General features: G+C 36.0%; 17 protein-coding genes. 14 read left to right on the top strand and 3 right to left on the bottom strand.

All coding sequences use genetic code 11. The features are described from left to right. Window positions 1-32 precede the first annotated feature (32 nt). Both MKY04_RS14865 and MKY04_RS14860 read right to left on the bottom strand, forming a co-directional pair. Complete coding sequence (locus tag MKY04_RS14865; RefSeq protein WP_246020232.1) at window positions 33-3,008, bottom strand: collagen binding domain-containing protein; 2,976 nt, start codon at window positions 3,006-3,008, stop codon at window positions 33-35. A 35-nt stretch (window positions 3,009-3,043) separates the two neighbouring features. After that, window positions 3,044-4,165 carry a collagen binding domain-containing protein gene (locus tag MKY04_RS14860; protein WP_126293643.1) on the bottom strand — a complete coding sequence of 374 codons (1,122 nt, stop codon included), beginning with the start codon at window positions 4,163-4,165 and terminating at the stop codon, window positions 3,044-3,046. Between the two features lie 372 nt (window positions 4,166-4,537). On the opposite strand from MKY04_RS14860, the gene MKY04_RS14855 reads away from it, so the two are divergent. Continuing rightward, a complete protein-coding gene (locus MKY04_RS14855; RefSeq protein ID WP_246020226.1) occupies window positions 4,538-5,149 on the top strand; it encodes a class D sortase in 612 nt (203 codons plus the stop codon). A gap of 56 nt (window positions 5,150-5,205) precedes the next feature. Beyond that, window positions 5,206-6,264 carry a response regulator gene (locus tag MKY04_RS14850; protein ID WP_346234641.1) on the top strand — a complete coding sequence of 353 codons (1,059 nt, stop codon included), beginning with the start codon at window positions 5,206-5,208 and terminating at the stop codon, window positions 6,262-6,264. Between the two features lie 200 nt (window positions 6,265-6,464). On the opposite strand, the gene MKY04_RS14845 is transcribed toward MKY04_RS14850, so the two are convergent. Continuing rightward, window positions 6,465-6,920, bottom strand: coding sequence for a nucleoside-diphosphate sugar epimerase (locus MKY04_RS14845; RefSeq protein ID WP_126293641.1), 456 nt, complete (start codon window positions 6,918-6,920; stop codon window positions 6,465-6,467). Window positions 6,921-7,145: 225 nt separating this feature from the next. Between MKY04_RS14845 and MKY04_RS14840 the strand changes: the two genes are divergently transcribed. The 12 genes from MKY04_RS14840 to MKY04_RS14785 all read left to right on the top strand — a co-directional run bounded on the left by MKY04_RS14840 (window position 7,146) and on the right by MKY04_RS14785 (window position 19,406). Beyond that, window positions 7,146-7,685, top strand: a complete 540-nt coding sequence (locus tag MKY04_RS14840) for a hydrolase (protein ID WP_126293640.1) — start codon at window positions 7,146-7,148, stop codon at window positions 7,683-7,685. 132 nt (window positions 7,686-7,817) lie between these two features. Next, window positions 7,818-9,251: a sodium:solute symporter family protein gene (locus MKY04_RS14835; protein ID WP_246020224.1), complete on the top strand. Its 1,434-nt coding sequence runs from the start codon at window positions 7,818-7,820 to the stop codon at window positions 9,249-9,251. A 44-nt stretch (window positions 9,252-9,295) separates the two neighbouring features. Next, complete coding sequence (locus MKY04_RS14830; RefSeq protein ID WP_185807665.1) at window positions 9,296-10,453, top strand: NAD(P)/FAD-dependent oxidoreductase; 1,158 nt, start codon at window positions 9,296-9,298, stop codon at window positions 10,451-10,453. Window positions 10,454-10,481: 28 nt separating this feature from the next. Then, window positions 10,482-10,745, top strand: a complete 264-nt coding sequence (locus MKY04_RS14825; RefSeq protein ID WP_126293638.1) for a (2Fe-2S)-binding protein — start codon at window positions 10,482-10,484, stop codon at window positions 10,743-10,745. Window positions 10,746-10,771: 26 nt separating this feature from the next. Then, window positions 10,772-11,989 carry an NAD(P)/FAD-dependent oxidoreductase gene (locus tag MKY04_RS14820; protein WP_346234640.1) on the top strand — a complete coding sequence of 406 codons (1,218 nt, stop codon included), beginning with the start codon at window positions 10,772-10,774 and terminating at the stop codon, window positions 11,987-11,989. Window position 11,990: 1 nt separating this feature from the next. Further along, window positions 11,991-12,239 (top strand): (2Fe-2S)-binding protein, encoded by a 249-nt coding sequence (locus tag MKY04_RS14815; protein WP_126293636.1) that lies wholly within the window; start codon window positions 11,991-11,993, stop codon window positions 12,237-12,239. Window positions 12,240-12,818: 579 nt separating this feature from the next. Beyond that, the gene (locus MKY04_RS14810; RefSeq protein ID WP_346234639.1) at window positions 12,819-14,030 is read left to right on the top strand and encodes a CaiB/BaiF CoA-transferase family protein; all 1,212 of its coding nucleotides are present in this window, start codon (window positions 12,819-12,821) and stop codon (window positions 14,028-14,030) included. Between the two features lie 81 nt (window positions 14,031-14,111). Continuing rightward, window positions 14,112-15,302: a CaiB/BaiF CoA transferase family protein gene (locus MKY04_RS14805; RefSeq protein WP_126293657.1), complete on the top strand. Its 1,191-nt coding sequence runs from the start codon at window positions 14,112-14,114 to the stop codon at window positions 15,300-15,302. Continuing rightward, window positions 15,299-16,246 carry a hydroxymethylglutaryl-CoA lyase gene (locus MKY04_RS14800; protein WP_126293633.1) on the top strand — a complete coding sequence of 316 codons (948 nt, stop codon included), beginning with the start codon at window positions 15,299-15,301 and terminating at the stop codon, window positions 16,244-16,246. The genes MKY04_RS14805 and MKY04_RS14800 overlap by 4 nt, the downstream gene beginning before the upstream one ends. A 45-nt stretch (window positions 16,247-16,291) precedes the next feature. Continuing rightward, window positions 16,292-17,356, top strand: a complete 1,065-nt coding sequence (locus MKY04_RS14795; RefSeq protein ID WP_185807664.1) for a tripartite tricarboxylate transporter substrate binding protein — start codon at window positions 16,292-16,294, stop codon at window positions 17,354-17,356. Window positions 17,357-17,402: 46 nt separating this feature from the next. Continuing rightward, window positions 17,403-17,891 (top strand): tripartite tricarboxylate transporter TctB family protein, encoded by a 489-nt coding sequence (locus MKY04_RS14790; RefSeq protein WP_126293631.1) that lies wholly within the window; start codon window positions 17,403-17,405, stop codon window positions 17,889-17,891. A 12-nt stretch (window positions 17,892-17,903) separates the two neighbouring features. After that, entirely contained in the window at window positions 17,904-19,406 is a 1,503-nt protein-coding gene (locus MKY04_RS14785) for a tripartite tricarboxylate transporter permease (protein WP_346234638.1), read from the top strand. Window positions 19,407-19,492 lie beyond the last annotated feature (86 nt).

Genomic DNA, 19,492 nt, shown 5'->3' with positions numbered 1-19,492 from the left:
CCAACCACAATATGTGATTGGCTCATTTCCTTTTAAGAGTTTCTTAATTTAGTTACAAACATAATTGAAAATGCTGAAAGCAGCAATAATAACCCAATTACTAACAAGGAGTACATGTTTGTTGCAGTTTTTGGCAATTCATAGTTTGTATCACTGTTAGAATTATTTGAGTTTCCAGCAGCGACTTCTCCATTGGAATTACCTGAATTATTATTGCCGTTAATGTTGCCATTAGGTTTTCCAGGGTTCTTTCCACCATTGTTGCCATTAGTGTCCCCGGAGCTACCGCCGCCATTATTGCCGTTAGGTTTTTCAGGATTATTACCGTTATTGTTGTTGCCGTCAGATCCTCCAGGATTACTGCCGCCATTGTTGTTGCCGTCGGTATCTCCAGGGTTATTACCGCCGTTGTTGTCGCCATCAGAGTCCCCAGGGTTATTACCGCCGCCGTTGTTGCCGTCAGAGTCCCCAGGATTATTGCCGCCATTGTTGCCGCCGTTGCCTCCTCCTGAGTTGCCTCCGCCACCGCCGCCAGATCGAATCACTTCATTTTCAAAAGTGACTTTTACTGTTTCTTTTTGATCATTTTCAATAATAAAATTAAGCGGGTCCTTACTTAGGCGATATCCGGATGGTGATTTTGTTTCAATGAATTGGTAGTTTCCTGGTTGTAAAGCAGGGATTATGATTTTGCCTTCATTGTTTGTCGTTAAGTCTTTAGAAATTACATTGCCATATTCATCTAGTAAATCAAAAACTGCCCCTGCTAAAGTTACAGAGTGATCACCTTTTTTAACCTTTGTTAATTCTACGGCATCGATATGTTTTTTATTTACGTGACTAACTTTTACGATTTCAGTTTGAATTTCGGTAATAGTGAATGGAATCGGTGTTGCATCCAATTCATAACCAAGGGGAGCAACTGTTTCGATTAACTGATATTCACCAGGCTGTAAATTTGGTATAGCTAATCTTCCATTAGCATCCGTTTTAAGATCCGTCAAACCGATATCCACATATTCTGTTCCGTTGTATCGTAAAAGCTTGAATGTTGCATCTGCCAAAGTAATTGACTCATCATCAGCATCAAGCTTTGTCAGTTCAACTGCTTGATGCAATTTTTTATTTGTAACCGTTACAGAAACTTGTGGTTCATCGATTGTCACTTTTTCTTCCCCTTGAATTTCGATAAAGTAGCCTTCAGGGGCAGCAGTTTCCTTCAAAATATAGTCATCATATAATAGACCATCAAAGATTGCTTGTCCTTTTTCGTCTGTTGTAACGGTTTTTATTGGTATTTTTCCTTCGCTATCATAAAGTGTGAATTTTGCACCAGGCAGTAGCTTTTCAGTGTTGTCGGCATCTACTTTTGTTACAACAAGTTGGCCTGTTTCACCAGAACCACTGCCGCCGCCTCCAGAAAGTCTAACAACGATGGACTTACTAGTTTCTGTGACTTCAGTTGTTAAACCAGCTCCATTAAGCTTCACTTTATTTGATACAGTAGCGCCATGTTGTGCATTAATATAAGTTTGGTATTCTAACATATAAGCTGTTTCGATTGTATTATTGAAGCTTAGTTTGAAGGTTGGTTTGCCCTCATCATTTTCAGTAAACTCAAGTGTATAGGCATTACTATCTAGCACGTCGCCTTTAGATATCGTACCGTCTTGGTTAACCTCTGTTTTATATACAACAAAAGAATCCTCTACTAGTATTAAATTTTCACTTGGCGTATCAGAAATTGTTGCATCTGCGATAGTAGATTGACCACGGTTAATGTAAACGGTCCAATCAATTACCTTGCCATCCTGCAAACCATCCTTGTTGACATATTCTCCACCATGCTTCACTGCAACACCTGCATTCAAATCTGTTAGCTTTTGCGTGTCATCATATAATGTAGCAGTGTTGTCATACTTTTCAACGATTAATTGATTGTCTAAAGTAGTTTTATAGGTAATAATATATCCACTATTGATAGATTGGTTAAAGGCAAGTTTAAACCCTAGAGTTTCACCATTTTCAATAGTGTCGACAGTAAATTGGTCTTCAGAAAGTTTTGCACCCTTACTAAATTCATTTTTGCCACCAAGAGGCTCTGCATGGAATACCTCAATAGAACCATCTACTAATTTTTGCCCTTGTAAAATATAGTCTTCAATAATGGCTTTTGAAATTGATTTTAAATTATAGTTTATGCCAATTTCCCAAGTAATTTCTTTTGTAATTGGGTTGTAGCTTCCGTTTTTGTAGCCATTATTAGTAGTATATTCATCAGGTTTAAACTCAGCAGTAGTAGTTTTTTCTTTTGGTGCTCCTTCTTCTATCCAGTGAATTTCCGCATTATTAGTGAAATTCGGTTTTGAATCATCTTCTTTCCAATCATTGTTGAATTTTGTAGTGTATGTGATAATTAGTTTTTCTTCAACTGGATTTAGGAATTTAACGGTAAATCCTTTTTCTTGAAGTACAAGTTCATAATCAGTGTTCTTTGTTAAAACCTCTTGATTTGCCTTTGTAATCTTAAAAGAATCTTCCACAAGTTCGAGCCCACCGTTAACAAATGAATCAGTTAACACAAGGTCTTCCATTTTAAAGGAGTTTCCGTTTAGTTCAATCTTCCAATCTACCGTTTTCTCTTTATAGTTAGGGTTTTGCGAATTTTTAATTAAAACAACTTGTTGTACATATCTTGTAGCTGTTTTTTCTGTTTCTACTGACTTCACCTTATTTTCGGCATTCCCACTATTGAAGATTGGTTCAATTGGGTTTGTACTATATTCAATTTTGTAAGCAGACGATATTTCTTTATTGAATTTTACTGTAAAACCATGTGAACCATCTATAGTTTTATCTGCTAAGGTGTATTCCGAGGAATCCACTAGTTCGCTTTTAGATTCCTTTCCATCAGCATCTAATGTAACTTTATAAATTTTAAAAGTATCTTTTATAAGCTGATGTCCAGCAGGTAAGAAGTCCTCTAAGACAGCGTTATCCTTTGAAATTGTTTTTTCATTATAATTATATTTTATCTGACAATCTATCTCTTGCTTTGAAGAATTGTAGTCATAAGTTCTTTTTCTAGATGTACACCACGTCGTACAGAAACAGTACTAGTCGCTTCGGCATTACTGATATTATCTCCACTTAATGTAGCAGTGTTGCTATAAGTTGTTTTATCTACATCAGTAATATTTGTTGTGTAGGCAATACGATAAGCTGCATTAATTTCATCAGATACAAAGTGAATTTCAAAATCTTTCCCATCTTCAGTCTTCACAATGTTATAAAGACTTGAATCTAGTTCTCCACTTATTTCAGCAGTACCATCTAACTGCATTTCTAATGAGTAAATTTTAATTGATCCGCTCACCAATTCCTGTCCCTCTTCAATTGGATCTTTAACCACAGCTTTAGCTATAGTGTCTAGATGTTTGTTGACATCAACAGTCCAGTCAATTGATGATGCATTATAATTTGTATTAGGTTTCCCTGATTTTTCAATAGTTTTTCCCGGTTTTTCTTTAAAAATTATTGGTATTTCAAGTTCCCCTGATTGAATTGGGAATTTAATGACTTGATGAGTACTGCCAGTAATAGTCGTTTCACTGAAAATACTCCAAACTTCAAATGTTCCACTTATATTTGAGTGTGTTTCTACATTGCCGTTAAAGATAAAAGTAACTTTCCCATCTTTTGTAACAACAAAAGTACCTACAGTTCCGAAGCCTGCAACTAAATCTCCATCAAACTCATTGTAAAGTTCAAATTGTTCTGGTAGTTGGAACTCAAAAATATCCCCATCTTTATAATTGTGCCCATTTTCCAGTTTCCACTCGTATTTGATAATTACTTCTGAGCCTAGCAATGGTTGGTTGGTAGGATTCTTATCAGCATCTATTAATTCTCCCTCTGTTGTCTCTAAAGTAACGTTCGTTATTATAGTTGCTGAATCACCTGTTGTTGGAGGAATAATGACTTCAACAGTATCTCCTGTGGTGTTCTTTGTATCCATTTCCTCTTGAACAGAATGATCCTCAGTAACAGGTTCCTCTGAAGGTATATTCTCTTCCGCACTGGCAGATAGAGGAATCCCTAAACTAAAAAAAATGCTATTAATCACTAAAACTAGGACTAAGCATAAAGAACTGATTTTTTTCATTCTACATTTATTACCTCCTATTTGATTAATTTTTTACCAGATATCCTTTGTGTTTCCCATCCCTCAACTTTCTACATTATTTAGATGAATGCATTGATAAGTTTTTGAAACTAGTAATGAATTACATATTTTTGCAGTTCATCCTAAATCATTATTGAAGAAAGTTCTCTACACTTTCTCCACAAAAGTTGTAAAACTCGGAGAATTTAAAATAATTGAATTTTTGGCAGTAGAATATTATGATAATCAAAGAATTTTGTGTTAAAATATGTAAATCTATGATAAAAATAGTAATAAATAAGTGACTTTTTCCTAATCTTTTTCTATAGTTTTTTAAAATAATTCTACTAATAGGAATTTAGAGGTGGTCTTTTGCTTAAAATAATTCAATATACATTACTTATTGCAGGGGTTGTTTTTGTCAGCTTATTTTTTGCCCAGTACTCGCAAACTATGGAAAAGCAAGATGCAGCACTAGAAGAAGCAGTTGAAAAGGTCAGTAAAAGCGAGGTTTCTTTTGCAAAAGAAAAAGAAAAAGAAGAAGAAACAGAATCAGAGATCAAGAATTTTACGGCCGCAATGAATGAAGCCTTTGCTACACTTGAAATTCCAAAATTAAATAGGACTCTTCCAGTCGTTGAAGGAACAGATGCTGACTCATTGGATAGAGGGGTCGGCCATTTAACCAAGTCTGTTTTTCCAGGGCAAGGGGAACAGATTGTCTTATCTGGGCATCGTGATACGGTTTTTAGAGATTTTAACAAGATAGAAATAGGAGATCTTTTCATTGTAAATATGCCTTATGGAACATTCACTTATCAGATTAAAGATACGGAAATTGTCAATGAGGATGATACGACCGTTATAAGGAAAATGGGCGAAGAAGTTCTTGTTGTAACAACCTGCTATCCATTTGATTTCCTAGGCAGTGCCACGCAGCGTTTTATTATTTATGCTTACCCGTATGACAAAGAAGTTTCATAAAATTATTCCATAAAGTTAACAGAACAATTAAATGCAGGAGAAGGCGGTAGAATAGTTTGAGAGCACTTGTTATTGATGATGAAGAATTAGCGATTTATCATTTAGTTAATTTACTAAAAAGATTCTCTTTCATAACAGATATTGTGACATTTCATGTTAGTGTTGAAGCATTGGACTATTTAAAATTACATCAGGTGGAGATTGCCTTTATTGATATAGAAATGCCTGAAATGAATGGAATAAAATTAGCAGAAGAAATTCAAAAATTAAATCCAGCATGCAAAATAATTTTTACTACTGCTTATGACCAATATACGGTTAAGGCATTTGAGCTGCAAGCAACAGATTATTTAGTAAAGCCCGTAACATATAAAAGACTGCAAATTACAATAGAAAGGGCATCTAAAAAAATAAAGAAAATAAAACCTAGGCTTTGTCTTTTAGGTGATTTAAAAATACTTGTTCAATCAGAAGCAGCGATTGTTTTTGATAAGTGGAGAACACAGAAAGTGAAGGATGTATTCCTTTTCTTATTGCATGAACGAAACAAAAATATTCATAGGGACACCTTGATAGAATTATTTTGGCAAGAGAAGGAAATCAGTAAATCGATTGCTAGTCTGCATAGGATGGTCTATTATCTCAGAAAAATGTTGGAGTCACACCAGTCTATTTTAAACAATGCAATTGAAATCATAAGAACAGATATTGGCTACCAGCTAAAGGTGAAAAATATCGAAGTTGATGTGGAGTTGTTTGAAAAGAAAGTAAAAGAATTATCGGATATACGAAAAGTAGATGCAACAAATTATAAACAAATTGAAGTATTAGTATCATTATATAGCGGGAATTATTTGGATAACGCTGATTATTGGTGGATTGAAGGGGAGAGAAATAAATACCGGGAAATATGGATTTACTATTCCAGTCTATTATTAGATTACTATTATAATGAAGAAATGTACCAGGAAGTAATTACATTGGCAAACCGTATTCAAAAATTAGATCCACTAGAAGAAATGTCATACCGAATGTTAATTCAGCTTTATAAAGAAACTGGGAATAAGCAAGGAGAAAAGTTTCAAAAATCGATGCTTGAACAAATTTTCCGTTGATGGGAAATAAAGGTTCCCTATATACCTAATGATATGTTGAAAATATTACAAAACGAAATATTTTTTGTAACATTCAGAAGTATATGGGGTTTACACTACGGTTTTATTTCTTTTTAAGATTGGTAATTAAATAGGAATATACGAGGTTATACCCTATGCTTTTAAAGTGGTTTTACCTCGTTTTTTGTGAACAATGAAGTTTATTCGCCCATAGTATTTCTAGGTCTAGCTAGTCCTATTATTGCTCCCAGGACGCCCAAAATTGTATGTATAAGGCCGAATGTATAAAAATTAAAGAAAATTTTATGTGTATATTCATTTAATAATGGTAAATTTGGATCAGTAGTGATCTCTCCTAAGGTTGAAAGAACATTCTGTTGGAAATCGATTGAAAAATAAACGAAAACGCCGATAAGTAGAACTCCTCCAACAATTGAAACTGCCCTTAGCATGTGGTCACGGGAATTTCTAGATAATGTAAGAAAATATCGAAATGTCGTAAACAAACTTAGTATTAAAAAAGGCATTACAAATACAACGCCAATAAAACCGAAGTTTCCTGAGTTATCTTGAGGCTTCATGGTAAACAATTGTCCTATGAGTAAAAAGCCCAGCAACGAGATTCCTAAACTAATCAACCAGCTTAGTCTTAGCAAACTAATCATCCTTTCTATAAAAATACTATACATTGAAATAATGAATTTGTGTGGGAAATGTTAAAAAAATAGGGGTATTAAAGGTTAAGCAGGTTTATAAATAAGTTTCTTCTATATTAATTGAAAGTTTAAGAATTAAGCGGTCAGTTTTAATGGCAATTTTCTATAAAATGCTGTTACCATATAGTTGTAAAGAAAAATTTTTAGAAAAAAGGGGAATTGGTTATGCTTCAAAAAGATGAAACAGTGCTGGTGCTCATTGATATTCAAGGAAAATTAGCAGAAATTGTAGACAATAGTGAATTTGTCATTGAAAATATTGCAAAGATGACACAAGGGGTGCAACTTTTAGGTTTACCTATTCTTTGGCTAGAACAATATCCAAAAGGTTTGGGGAAAACTGTTGAAGCGATTGCTCAGCATTTAACAGACCAACAGCCGATTGAGAAAATCACTTATAGTGCTTACGACACACCTGAATTTGTTGAAAAACTAGAAGCAACTGGACGTAAAAAAGTGCTTCTTGCAGGTATTGAAACACATATTTGCGTATATCAAACTGCAGCGCATCTGTTGCAAAATGGCTATGAAGTAGAAGTTTTAGCGGATTGTGTTTCATCTCGCACAGCAAAAAACAACGAAATTGGTCTTCAGAAAATTACTCAAATTGGTGCTAAAGTGACAAGTGTTGAAATGGCGTTATTTGAAATGCTTCAAATCGCAAAAGGAGATACATTTAAAGCGATTAGTAAACTAGTTAAATAAAAAATATAATATTAAAACCATACTATCATTGGGCTTTTCAATGGGGAGTATGGTTTTTTTATGTAAGAAATTTTTATAAAATGAGAGATTTTAGCATAAAAATTAAAATAACTATTTAAAAGGGGGGATTTAGTGTTAGCAACATGGACGTGGATTGTAACAATTGTTTTAAGTTTATTCTTTATTGGCATGTCTTTAAGATTCAGAAAAAAGTCGAACGAAAGCTTTTTGCAATTTGCAATAGCTGGTGGAACACTTCCGTTTTTCTTAATTTTATTTACAGATATTGCAACGATAATGGGGGTAGGGAATTTTGTAGGCCATTCTTCCAAAGGTTTTGAAATTGGAATTGCCAATATTCCTTTTATCATCGGTGAACAAGGTGCAAAAATACTTTTTGCCCTCCTCTTTGCAGGGTTTGCTGCACGCTTTACGTATAAAAGTATTGCAGAGCTATTAAATGACTTAATATTAAGAGATAAAGTATCGAGAGCACTTGTTGGTATTTTAACTTCTGCTATTATGATTGCGTGGATTGGTGGGCAAGCAAAAGGGATGGGGCAACTATTTTCCGTATTTACAGGGGCCGATCCTTTGCCGCTTATCTTTTTCTTCTCTGCGGTATTTATTATTTATACAACAATAGGCGGTATGTATTCGGTGGTTTGGACTGATTTTATACAAGGTGTATTTTTACTAGGACTTGCAGTTTGGTTTTATATAAAAGTTTATGCAAAAATCGATTTTAGTTACACGAAGTTAAAATCAATGCTTGTTGATGTAGGTGCAGCTTCTTTGACAGAACTCAACATTTCCGGTTGGGAAGTATTAACACTATTTGTGACAGGCTGTTTTGGGGTTTTAGCAGCTCAAGTATATTGGCAACGGTGTTTTGCAGCAGTTAATCCGAAAGCGGCTAGCCGAGCGATGTTATATAGTGGCATTGTTGCAATTATATTTACTATATTAGCTTCTGTATCAGGAATGATTGTAAAAGCGTTGAATCCTAATGTTGAATCAGGCAATGCAATTTCGTGGTTAATTTTAAATGAAATGACCCAATTGGTTGCATTACTATTCTTTATCTTAATTTTCCTCGCGGCCATTTCGAGCGCCTCCTCTCAATTACACTCAGCTGCTATAGTTATTGTAAACGATCTAATTATTCCATTTTCAAAGGAAGTCAAGGATAAATCATTGATTTCTATATCGAGATGGTTAGTTGTAATTGTAGGGATATTTTCAATTACTGCTGCCGTTTATTCAGAATCCATTATTAGTTTATTTTCTTTTGCCTACACAATGACTGGTGGGGGAGTAGTACCCGTACTGATTGTTGGTTTGTTATGGAAAGCTAGAAGATCAGAGCGTTTTGAGATGGGTTTCCATAATAGTAAAGTATCCGTTTGGGGTGGTCGAATCGGTTTGCTTTCGGGTGCTATTATTTCTGTTGTATTTGGAATTCTATGGGGAGTTTTAATATCAACTATTCTAACAATTATTGTTTCATTAATACTTCCAAATAAAACAGATTCAAATAGAACGATAGAAATTAAACATGCATAAGATGAAGTAGTTATTTATTTTACCTATTGATGGAGGATAAAACCTTGAAACAAAAAGTCGTCGTCATCGGCGCAGGGATTATTGGAACTTCAGTAGCATATTTTTTATCAAAAAAGAATGTCAATATCGTCCTTGTTGACGCTAAAGATATTGCTTCAGGTACTTCAGGTGCTTGCGATAAAGCCATTATGCTGCAGTCAAAAAAGTGGGGTCCTGCACTTGAGTTAGCTATACAAAGTGCAACACTATATAAAGATCTAGAACAAGAGCTCCAGCAGGATTTAGAATACCGTCAAGGTGGCGGACTGATATTAATCGATAATGAACAAGATCTTAAAGTATTACAGCAAACGGTGGAGAAGCAAAATTCTATCGGTTTAAATGTCAAAATACTAACAGGTGATGAAGTAAGAAAAAAGAATCCGTATCTTTCCGAGAAAATTATAGCTGCTTCATGGTGTGAAGAAGATGCGGAAATTAACCCGATGCTTACAGCCTTTGCTTTTGCAAAGGCAGCTCATAAAAATAAAGCAATACTTCGATTAAATTGTGAAGTACTTGATCTTGTTACAGAGAATAACAGAATATTAGGTGTTCAAACAACCCATGGGAAAATCTATGCTGATAGTGTTGTAATTTGTAGTGGTGTTTGGACAAATCAAATTTTAAAAACGGTTCAACTTGAAGTCCCAATCATCCCACGAAAAGGCATTATTCTAGTAACAGAGAAACTACCAAAAATCATTGATTGCAACATATTAAGTGGTTCGTATATAGTGTCTAAATTACAGAAAGAACAAAATTCTATCCCTTATGGAATCGGGCTTGCGATTAGTCAAACTAAAAGCGGTACGTTGCTAATAGGTGGTTCGAGAGAGTTTGTCGGATTTGATGAGTCTATTAAAACTAAAATTATTCGTGATATTGCAAAGCAGGCGATACACGCATTTCCGTGTTTAGATAATATACATTTAATCCGTTCATTTGCCGGTTTTCGACCATATACCCCAGACAATATGCCGATACTTGGAGAAATCCCTTCAGTTCAAGGCTTGTATATTGCTGCGGGACATGAAGGAGATGGGGTGGCTTTAGCACCTATTACAGGGAAGTTAATGTCGGAATTAATCACTAATCAAAAAATTGAATTTGATTTATCGCCATTTAGTATTGAAAGGTTTTTAGAGAGTACTATTTCTTAAAGATATCTCATAATGCGAGGAGTTTCGTATGGAGAATCAAAATCATGAAAAAGAAATTTCGTTTACTTTTAATGGCAAGCGAATAAAGGGAATTGAAGGGCAGCCTATTGCGGCAGCTTTAATGGCAAATGGAATTCGAGCTATTCGAACATGTACAGTAACCGGAGAACCTAGAGGGATTTACTGTGGTATTGGACATTGTTATGAATGCAGAGCAACCGTTAATCAAAAGCGAAATATCCGTACATGTCTAAAGTGTTTAGAAGAGAATATGGACATTAAAAGTGAATGAGAAATTGACATAGGAGCTTTATCTAAATGAAAGTTGATGTGGCCATTGTTGGTGCCGGACCTGCTGGACTTATAGCCTCAATCGAGCTCGCAAAAAATGGCATGAAAGTAGTTGTAATTGATGAATATTACCGCTCGGGCGGACGGCTATTGGGACAGTTGTACGAAGATACAAAATCAGAGAAAAAACGGATGTGGGATGGAAAAGAAATTGCAAATCATTTGATGGACGAAGCGTTATCTCTAGGTGTACAAATCCTTTGTAAAACAACTGTGTGGAAAATTGAGTCAAATTGTCTTTTTATATCAAATAGTGAAATAAAAGAAATTCATTCAAAGGCTATCATCTTAGCAACAGGAGCAATAGAAAAAGCACTTCCTATACCAGGCTGGCAAAAGGTAGGAGTCATAGCAGTTGGAGCAGCGCAAACTTTTACAAATTTACATCGTGTAAAAATCGGTAATCGTGTTCTTTTTGTTGGTATTGATCCTCTTTCAATTTCGGTTGCAATGGAAATGAAAAAAGCGGGTATTCATGTAGTTGGAATGATGCTGCCAGCGCCTTCATTAATGACAGGTGAAAAAAGCAATCCACAAGACGTACTAGAACAATTACTGATGGTTGCTCATATGGCACCTAATTACTTTTTTCGTATAGCTGGAAAACTAGTTAAAGGGAAAATCAAAAAATTGATTGTAAACTTATTAAAATTTAATTTAATTCAAATCATGGGAATACCTCTTTATTTCAGAAAAGCGGTTACACAAATAAATGGTCAAAGGGAAGTAGAAAGTGTAAGTGTTAGTAATCTATCGACCAATGGCGAACTTTCTCGTATAGAAACAAAGCTTGAAGTAGATACAGTTTGTTTATCTGGAGGTCTATTACCTTTAGTTGATCTTTCACAAGTAGCTAATTGTATACTTGTTGATATACCAGAATTAGGTGGCATCGTGCCATTACATAATAAATATTTAAAAACATCTGTTGAAGGAATTTATGTAGCCGGAAATATTACAGGAATTGAAGGAGCAAAGGTTGCGATGGCTCAAGGTAAACTCGCGGCGTTTAGTTTGTTGCACGATTTTAAAATAGTAAGTGAACAACAATTACAAATGGCATTTAATGAAGTCGATATTGCTAGAAAATCTTCTCCAATTTCATTTCTTCCAAATATAAAAATAGGAAGAAAGATTATGGAAGAGAAATGGAAAGCTTATTCCATCCCGATAGGAGAAAAATGAATTGGAAAAAACATGTATTTGTCGATGTGAAGGTGTTTTTCTGGAAGAAATTCTTCAAGCAATTGATGAGGGAGCAACAAGCTTTCAAGGAATAAAAAAAAGAAATCGTATTGGAATGGGGCATTGTCAAGGAAGAACGTGTCAGCCGATTGTAAGAGATATTTTAAGAAAAAAGGTAGGAGCCAATTCATTATTCGAATTACAAAAAGCGCAAGCACCTGTAAGACCTGTTCCATTGGGGAAATTATAATTATAGAGAGTGTTAGTTAAGAAACTTCTCCTTCTTTCATGTAGTTTTCCATTGTATTTCTCGTATTAGTAACAAATTAATATAAAATCTTATGTTAGGGGCTGTACCAACAGTAAATGATAATTCACTGTTGGTCAGCCTTTTATAATTTTATAAAGAGTAATATTCAGAATAATTAAAAATATGATAACTATAAAAATTAATTAACGACATATATTTTTTGAAATGTTCATACCATTGAAATGTGTACAATTTTTAACATTGTATCCAAACCGCTCATTGAATATGAAGTTGATGCATATACGGTGAAATTATTGGTTTCTTTTTTACTTAGAATATCTAGCGAAAGCCATCCAGTCACCGAGGCAGCGCTGCTTTTCCTCGAAGGCAATAAGCGCTCCATTGTTTTAGAAATAGCTAAAGGGCTGAGCAAGGCGTTAGCGTTTTTCATATGGTGATTGCTTTAAACAACCACTTTATTGTAATCGCTTACTAATTTGAAGAAAGAGGGCTTGCCGCAATGAATAGATTACTAAATTTAGAGAGTATAGAGCTGCAAAATGTTAATGCTAAGGGAGGATGAAAGAGTTGCCAGAAAAAAAATACCCTTTAGAAGGAGTTAAAGTTCTTGAAATGGGCTCATTAATTGCTGGGCCCTTTTCTACTAGAATATTAGCTGACTTTGGAGCAGAAGTAATAAAAATTGAACTGCCAAAAAAGGGGGACCAAATAAGAAATTGGCGAGTTCTGCATGAGGGGACTTCTCTCTGGTGGTATGTTCAGTCAAGAAATAAGAAAACGATTTCTCTAGATTGTCGTACTGAAGAAGGAATGGAAATTACAAAGAAATTATTAAAGGATTGTGATGTTTTAGTAGAAAATTTCCGTCCTGGAACTATAGCAAAATGGGGGCTAACTCCTGAGAGGTTAAAAGAAATTAATCCTAAACTCATAACTTGCCATATTTCTGGTTATGGACAAGATGGCCCGTATAAAGACCGTGCAGGATTTGGTGCAATTGGTGAAGCGATGGGAGGTTTAAGATATTTAACAGGCTATCCAGATCTTCCTCCAACAAGAGTAGGAATTAGTATTGGAGATTCCGTAGCATCTCTTTATTCAGTCATTGGGGTATTAATGGCTTTATATCATCGTGATGTAAATAATGGTGAAGGTCAAAGTATTGATGTTTCACTATTCGAATCTATATTCAGTTTAATGGAAAGTTTATTGCCTGAGTATGATGCAGCTGGAGTAAAGAGAGAAAGGACAGGCTCCTCTATGCCAGGTATAGCACCATCCAATATTTACAAAGCAAATGATGGAAAGTATGTAGTTATCGCAGCGAATGGGGATAATATTTTCCAGCGCTTGCTAAAAGTAATTGGAAGAAATGACTTGGTCGGGGATGAACGGTATACAACAAATGAAAAAAGAGTTGCTAATCTCGAATTTATTGATGGCATTATTCAAGATTGGACATTGCAGCATTCATTAAAAGAATGTGTAGATCTTTTAAATGATAATGGAATTCCTGCTGGTGCCATCTATAGTATTGAAGATATTGTAGAAGATCCACAATATAAAGCGCGGGATATGATTGTAGAGGCGCCACATCCAGAACTTGGTACGTTAAAGGTACCTGGTATTGTTCCGAAATTAAGTGATACGCCGGGTGAAATCAAGTGGTTAGGTGCAAAAGAAATCGGAGCATTTAACAATCAAGTCCTAAAAGAAATTGGGCTGACAGATGACCAAATCCAACAATTGTGCGAAAAAGGGATTATCTAAAGTTGGAAATCTAGTCATCTATAAAAGTAAATATTACTCGTTATAGAAAACAGAAACTATTTTTTGAACAGAGGTGAACAAATGTCTGGTCCACTTACTGGATTGAAAGTTTTGGATATTGCAACGGTCTATGCAGCCCCATTTGCAGCGGCTTTATTAGGGGATTACGGTGCAGAAGTAATAAAGGTAGAAATTCCGGGAAAAGGTGATCCTGCTCGAGGGTTTCAGCCGATGAAGCTTGATGAATCGATTCCTTGGGCTACGATATCACGCAATAAAAAGACGATTACTCTGGACTTGCGGAAAGAAAAGGGACAAGAGATATTTTTGAAATTATTAGCCGATCAAGATGTTCTATTCGAAAATTTCCGTCCAGGAACACTTGAAAAGTGGGGAATAACGATGGAGCGAATTCGTGAAGCAAATCCCAATATTATCGTTGTGCGTGTCAGCGGCTATGGACAAACAGGTCCAAAGCGTGAACTAGCAGGTTTTGGGACTTCGGCTACAGCATTTAGTGGTTATACCTATATAACAGGTGAACCAGATCGTCCCCCATTATCACCACCGATATCACTTGTAGATTATGTAACAGGTTTATTTGCAACAATTGGGGCAATTGTTGCTCTCTATCATCGGGATGTCTATGGAGGGGAAGGACAAGAAATTGACGTCTCCCTTTATGAATCGATGTTCCGAATGATGGAAGTACTTGTCGCTTCCTATGACCAACTAGGAATAATTATGGAAAGACAAGGAAGGGATAATAGTTTGGCTGTTCCAGTAGGAATTTTTCAAACTGCTGATAAGAAATGGATGGTTCTTACGACAAGCACAGATAGGACATTCTACCGCCTCGCTGAGCTCATGGGGAGAGCAGAAATGGTTACTGATCCAAGATACTCTACAAATAAAGCGAGAGAAGAAAGACGAGCAGAACTAATGAGTTTAGTTGAGGAATGGATAGGGAGATTTAATGCAAAAGAACTTCAGGAGCTTTGTGACCAAAATGGTGTTCCAATTTCACCGGTCTATTCGATTAAAGATATATTTAATGATCCTCAGTATCAATCACGTCAATCTATTATCGAAGTGGAACACGCAACTCTTGGAAAAGTAAAGCTTCCGAGTGTGGTACCGAAATTTTCTAAAACTCCGGGTACAGTTAGGAAAACAGGTGCATCATTGGGAGAACACAATGTGGAGGTATTTTCGCAGCTTGGTTTTTCTCTTGAAGAAATTGAATTATTACAAAAGGAGGGAATTATATGAGTTGGCAGCATATTGATTTAATCAAAGTGAAGGATGTAGGACCACGGGATGGTCTCCAAATGGAAAAAGCTTTTATACCGACAGAAGAAAAAATTAAATTGATTAATGCTCTATCCAAAAGTGGTGTAAGTGCTATTCAAGTGACTTCTGTTGTTCATCCAAAAGCTGTACCTCAATTAGTAGATGCAGAGATTGTAATGAAAAACATAGAACGTCAATCTAATGTCAAATATAGCGTCTTAGTGCCAAATGAAAGAGGAGCTGAGCGAGCGGTTCCAATGCAAGCAGATGAATGGGAATTGATGCATTCGGTCACAGAAGCCCATTGCAGAGCCAATTCTAATAAAAGTGTAGACGAAAGCTTGAAAGAACACGAAAAAGTCGTGAAGATTGCTAGGCAAAATAATATAACGGTACAAGGAGGAATGGCAACTGCCTTAGGTTGTCCTTTTGAAGGAAGAGTTTCTTTTGAACGAGTGCTTTATACCGCCGAAGCTTATTATTCTATGGGAATTCGCCATATTGGAGTTGCGGATACAATAGGCTGTGCAGATCCAAAGCTTGTCTATACGACAATGAAACAGCTTATCGATAAGTTTCCAGATGTGGAATTTAGTCTTCATCTTCACAATACAAGAGGAATGGCTCTTGCCAATATTTTAGCAGGCATTAATGCAGGGGTATTTAATTATGATGCTTCGATTGGTGGACTCGGAGGTTGTCCATATGCACCAGGTGCTACAGGAAATATAGCAACAGAGGATCTTGTACACATGCTTGATTTAATGGATTTGCATAGTGGTGTTAATTTAAATGAGCTTCTTTCTATTTCAAAGGATGTTGAAAGATTAGTAGGACATGAACTAGAAAGTGCCATTCATCGTGCTGGACCGTCCTATCAACTACATGCCGCACCAGATGCACAGGTGAAGCTGGACCATTAAGGTAGAACAAGGCGATTACGTTTTCAAATAAAGGGGGAAGATTACGTGAAAATATTAAAATCTAAGGGGTCATCATTATTCATTGTGTTTTTATCGGTGCTGCTTTTATTGGTTGGATGTAGTTCGAATTCAAGCTCATCTACAATTACAACAACTGCATCAACTTCAAATGAAGGTTCAGCAAATACTAGTGGAAATGATGAAAGTGTATATGCAGACGGAAAGCCGGTAACTCTTGTTGCACCTGCCTCTCCTGGCAGCGGTTGGGATTTAACCGCACGTGCATTGGTAGAAGTTTTTACAAAAGAACAATTAGTTGACTTCCCAGTACCTGTAATAAATGAGGCAGGTGCAACTGGAGCTGTATCGTTGTCACAACTTGTTACAGCGAATAAAGGTGGGGTTGATAAAATCAGTGTAACATCAACACCTATTATGTCCAATTATCTTCGCGGACTGTCGGACTATTCATATGAAGATGTGACGATGATTGCAAGGCTTATGACAGAATATTACACAGTTATTGTACCGAAGGATTCAAAATATCAAACACTTACAGATTTATTAAATGAAATAAAAGAAGATCCAAAATCAGTTGCAATTGGAGCATCTGGCGATGATCAGCTGCCATTTGCACTATTAGTAGATGCAGTTGGCGGTGATGCATCAAGTATTAATTTCATCTCTTATGAGGGTGGCGGTGAAATTACAAATGCTGTATTAAATGGAGACATTAAAGCAGCCATGTCAGGTATAAGTGAATTTACAGCACAAATTGAATCAGGCGAATTCCGAGCACTTGCTGTAACAAGTGAAGAAAGACTTGGCGGTGTCATGGCAGAAGTTCCAACAGCTGTTGAACTTGGCATCGATGTTACATTTGGTAACTGGCGTGGACTAATGGGTCCTCCTGAAATGCCGCAAGATGCTGTAGCATATTGGCAAAATGTTATTGAAAAGACTCTGCAAACTGAAACTTGGAAAGATTTAGCTGCAAAGAATCAATGGGAAACAACCTTTATGAAAGGGGAGGAATTCCAGAATTATTTAGATGAAGCGAATGACGCATATATAAAAGGATTAGAAACAACAAACCAACTGAAAAAATAATAACTAAATCAAATCGTTTACAAAAATCGGAAAAAGAGGTGTTCATTTGAATAAGAATATCATTTCAGGAATGGTAGTTCTAGTCTTTTCCATAACGTATACGATTTTGGCTTTTCTCTTACCACCGCCTGCATCAGGATCTGTCGTTATTGGACCCTCCGTTTTTCCAGGAGCTATAGGAATACTATTAATCGTCCTAGCGATAATTCTTATTATTTCTGGTTTAATAGAGGTGCGTCAAAAAAAAGCCAATTTGATTAAAGAAAAAGGTACGCATGGTACACAGGATGAAGGAGAACCACAAGATAAGAAAAAGGTATTTATTCTTTCACTAATACTTTTTGGGTATATGATTTTATTCGTTCCATTGGGATACCTTATTTCTACTGTGTTGTTTATCTTAAGTATAACAATGTATTTGGACCGAAAGCATTGGATTCGAAATGTTATTTATTCATTTGCCTTTCCAATTATCGTATATTTCGTATTTGATCGTTTGCTTTCAGTTTATTTGCCATTAGGACCATTAGGATAGGGGGTGGCTGAATTGGATGTTTTTTCTAATATCATGACGGGATTTAGTGCCGTATTAACACTAGAAACACTTGCTTTTGCTTTTCTTGGGGTTTTAATCGGTACGTTAACAGGGATTTTACCTGGTATTGGTCCGATTACGGCCATCGCCCTGCTAATTCCGTTATCGTATGGAATGGAGCCAATGAGCGGTCTGATTATGTTAATTGGAATTTATTACGGTTCGATGTATGGCGGTTCGACAACAGCCATCCTTATTAAAACACCTGGGGAAGTAGCTTCTATCGTTACCACGTTAGACGGATATGAAATGGCCAAACAGGGAAAAGCAGGCAGGGCTTTATCCGCTGCGGCGATTGGTTCTTTTATTGCAGGAACACTTTCAACTTTAGGTTTAATGCTACTATCACCTATTTTAGCTAAGTCAGCCTATTATTTTGGTTCGGCAGAATATTTTCTTCTTATTGTTTTAGCGATGTCTATGGTATCGAGTTTAACAACAGGCTCACCTTTAAAAGCCTATATTTCAACTTTATTCGGTCTTTCGATTGCTATGGTAGGAATTGATTTGCAAACAAGTGTACCTCGATTTACTTTTGGCATCCCGAATCTTTTAGATGGCATCGACTTTGTTTTAATTGCGATTGCACTTTTTGCCATACCTGAGGCAATAGAAAATTTGGCAAGGAAGGGCAGCTCACACAAAGCAGATATACAAAAAATTAAAGGCTCACAATGGATGACGCGCGAGGATTGGAAAAGATCGATTGGTCCATTTGGCAGGGGTTCTGTATTAGGGTTTCTTATAGGAGTTCTTCCAGGAATTGGACCGTCTTTAGCATCCTTTTTATCTTATGGGATGGAAAAAAAGTTATCAAAGCATCCAGAAGAGTTTGGGAAAGGTGCAATTGAGGGAGTATCTGGTCCAGAGGCTGCAAATAATGCTGGAGTGGGAGGGGCATTAGTGCCATTATTTACTCTTGGCATCCCTGGCTCAGCCACAACAGCGCTCTTAATGTTTATTTTTATGATGTACGGACTACAGCCTGGCCCAGGAATGTTTGATTCAAACCCAACTCTTCTTTGGGCAATTATTGCCAGCATGTATATCGGTAATGTCATGCTATTAATATTGAATTTACCATTAGTAGGTGTATTTGCATCTCTATTAAAATTACCGGCTGTGCCGCTTTTTGTGGGAGTGGTTGCTCTTTCGGTACTAGGTGTATATGGCATTAACTTTAATCAGTTTGACCTTATTTTGTTATTTGTATTTGGAATGGTTGGCTATGCGATGTCGCGTTTTGGTTTTCCGTTAGCACCAGCAGTAATGGCTTTAGTATTAGGGCCATTATTGGAACAGAATTTCCGTAGAACGATGGAAATTACGAATGGTGACTTGCTAACTTTCGTTCAAAGACCAATTTCTCTTGTTATTTTGATTCTAATAGTCTTAATGATTATTTTACCTATCTTAAAAAGGGTGTTTATGAAAAAGCGTAATAGTAGAGGTTAAGATGATATAGAAACTAATAATTAAAATATATGGGTAAAAAAGGGTCGTCATTTAGTTAGCTTGAGACGGCCCATTACTTCTGTAGA

The sequence above is a fragment of the Lysinibacillus telephonicus genome (genome assembly GCF_039654155.1).
Taxonomy (GTDB): domain Bacteria; phylum Bacillota; class Bacilli; order Bacillales_A; family Planococcaceae; genus Ureibacillus; species Ureibacillus telephonicus.
The sequence above is the reverse complement of the archived record's forward strand: the minus strand, read 5'-3'. Positions and strand labels throughout refer to the sequence as shown.

Bases quoted from the DNA above. Each gene is read 5' to 3' on its own strand.
- MKY04_RS14805 (WP_126293657.1), top strand. From the start codon at position 14,112: ATGTCTGGTCCACTTACTGGATTGAAAGTTTTGGATATTGCAACGGTC.
- MKY04_RS14820 (WP_346234640.1), top strand. From the start codon at position 10,772: ATGAAAGTTGATGTGGCCATTGTTGGTGCCGGACCTGCTGGACTTATA.
- MKY04_RS14825 (WP_126293638.1), top strand. From the start codon at position 10,482: ATGGAGAATCAAAATCATGAAAAAGAAATTTCGTTTACTTTTAATGGC.
- MKY04_RS14840 (WP_126293640.1), top strand. From the start codon at position 7,146: ATGCTTCAAAAAGATGAAACAGTGCTGGTGCTCATTGATATTCAAGGA.
- MKY04_RS14810 (WP_346234639.1), top strand. From the start codon at position 12,819: ATGAAAGAGTTGCCAGAAAAAAAATACCCTTTAGAAGGAGTTAAAGTT.
- MKY04_RS14800 (WP_126293633.1), top strand. From the start codon at position 15,299: ATGAGTTGGCAGCATATTGATTTAATCAAAGTGAAGGATGTAGGACCA.
- MKY04_RS14860 (WP_126293643.1), bottom strand. From the start codon at position 4,165: ATGAAAAAAATCAGTTCTTTATGCTTAGTCCTAGTTTTAGTGATTAAT.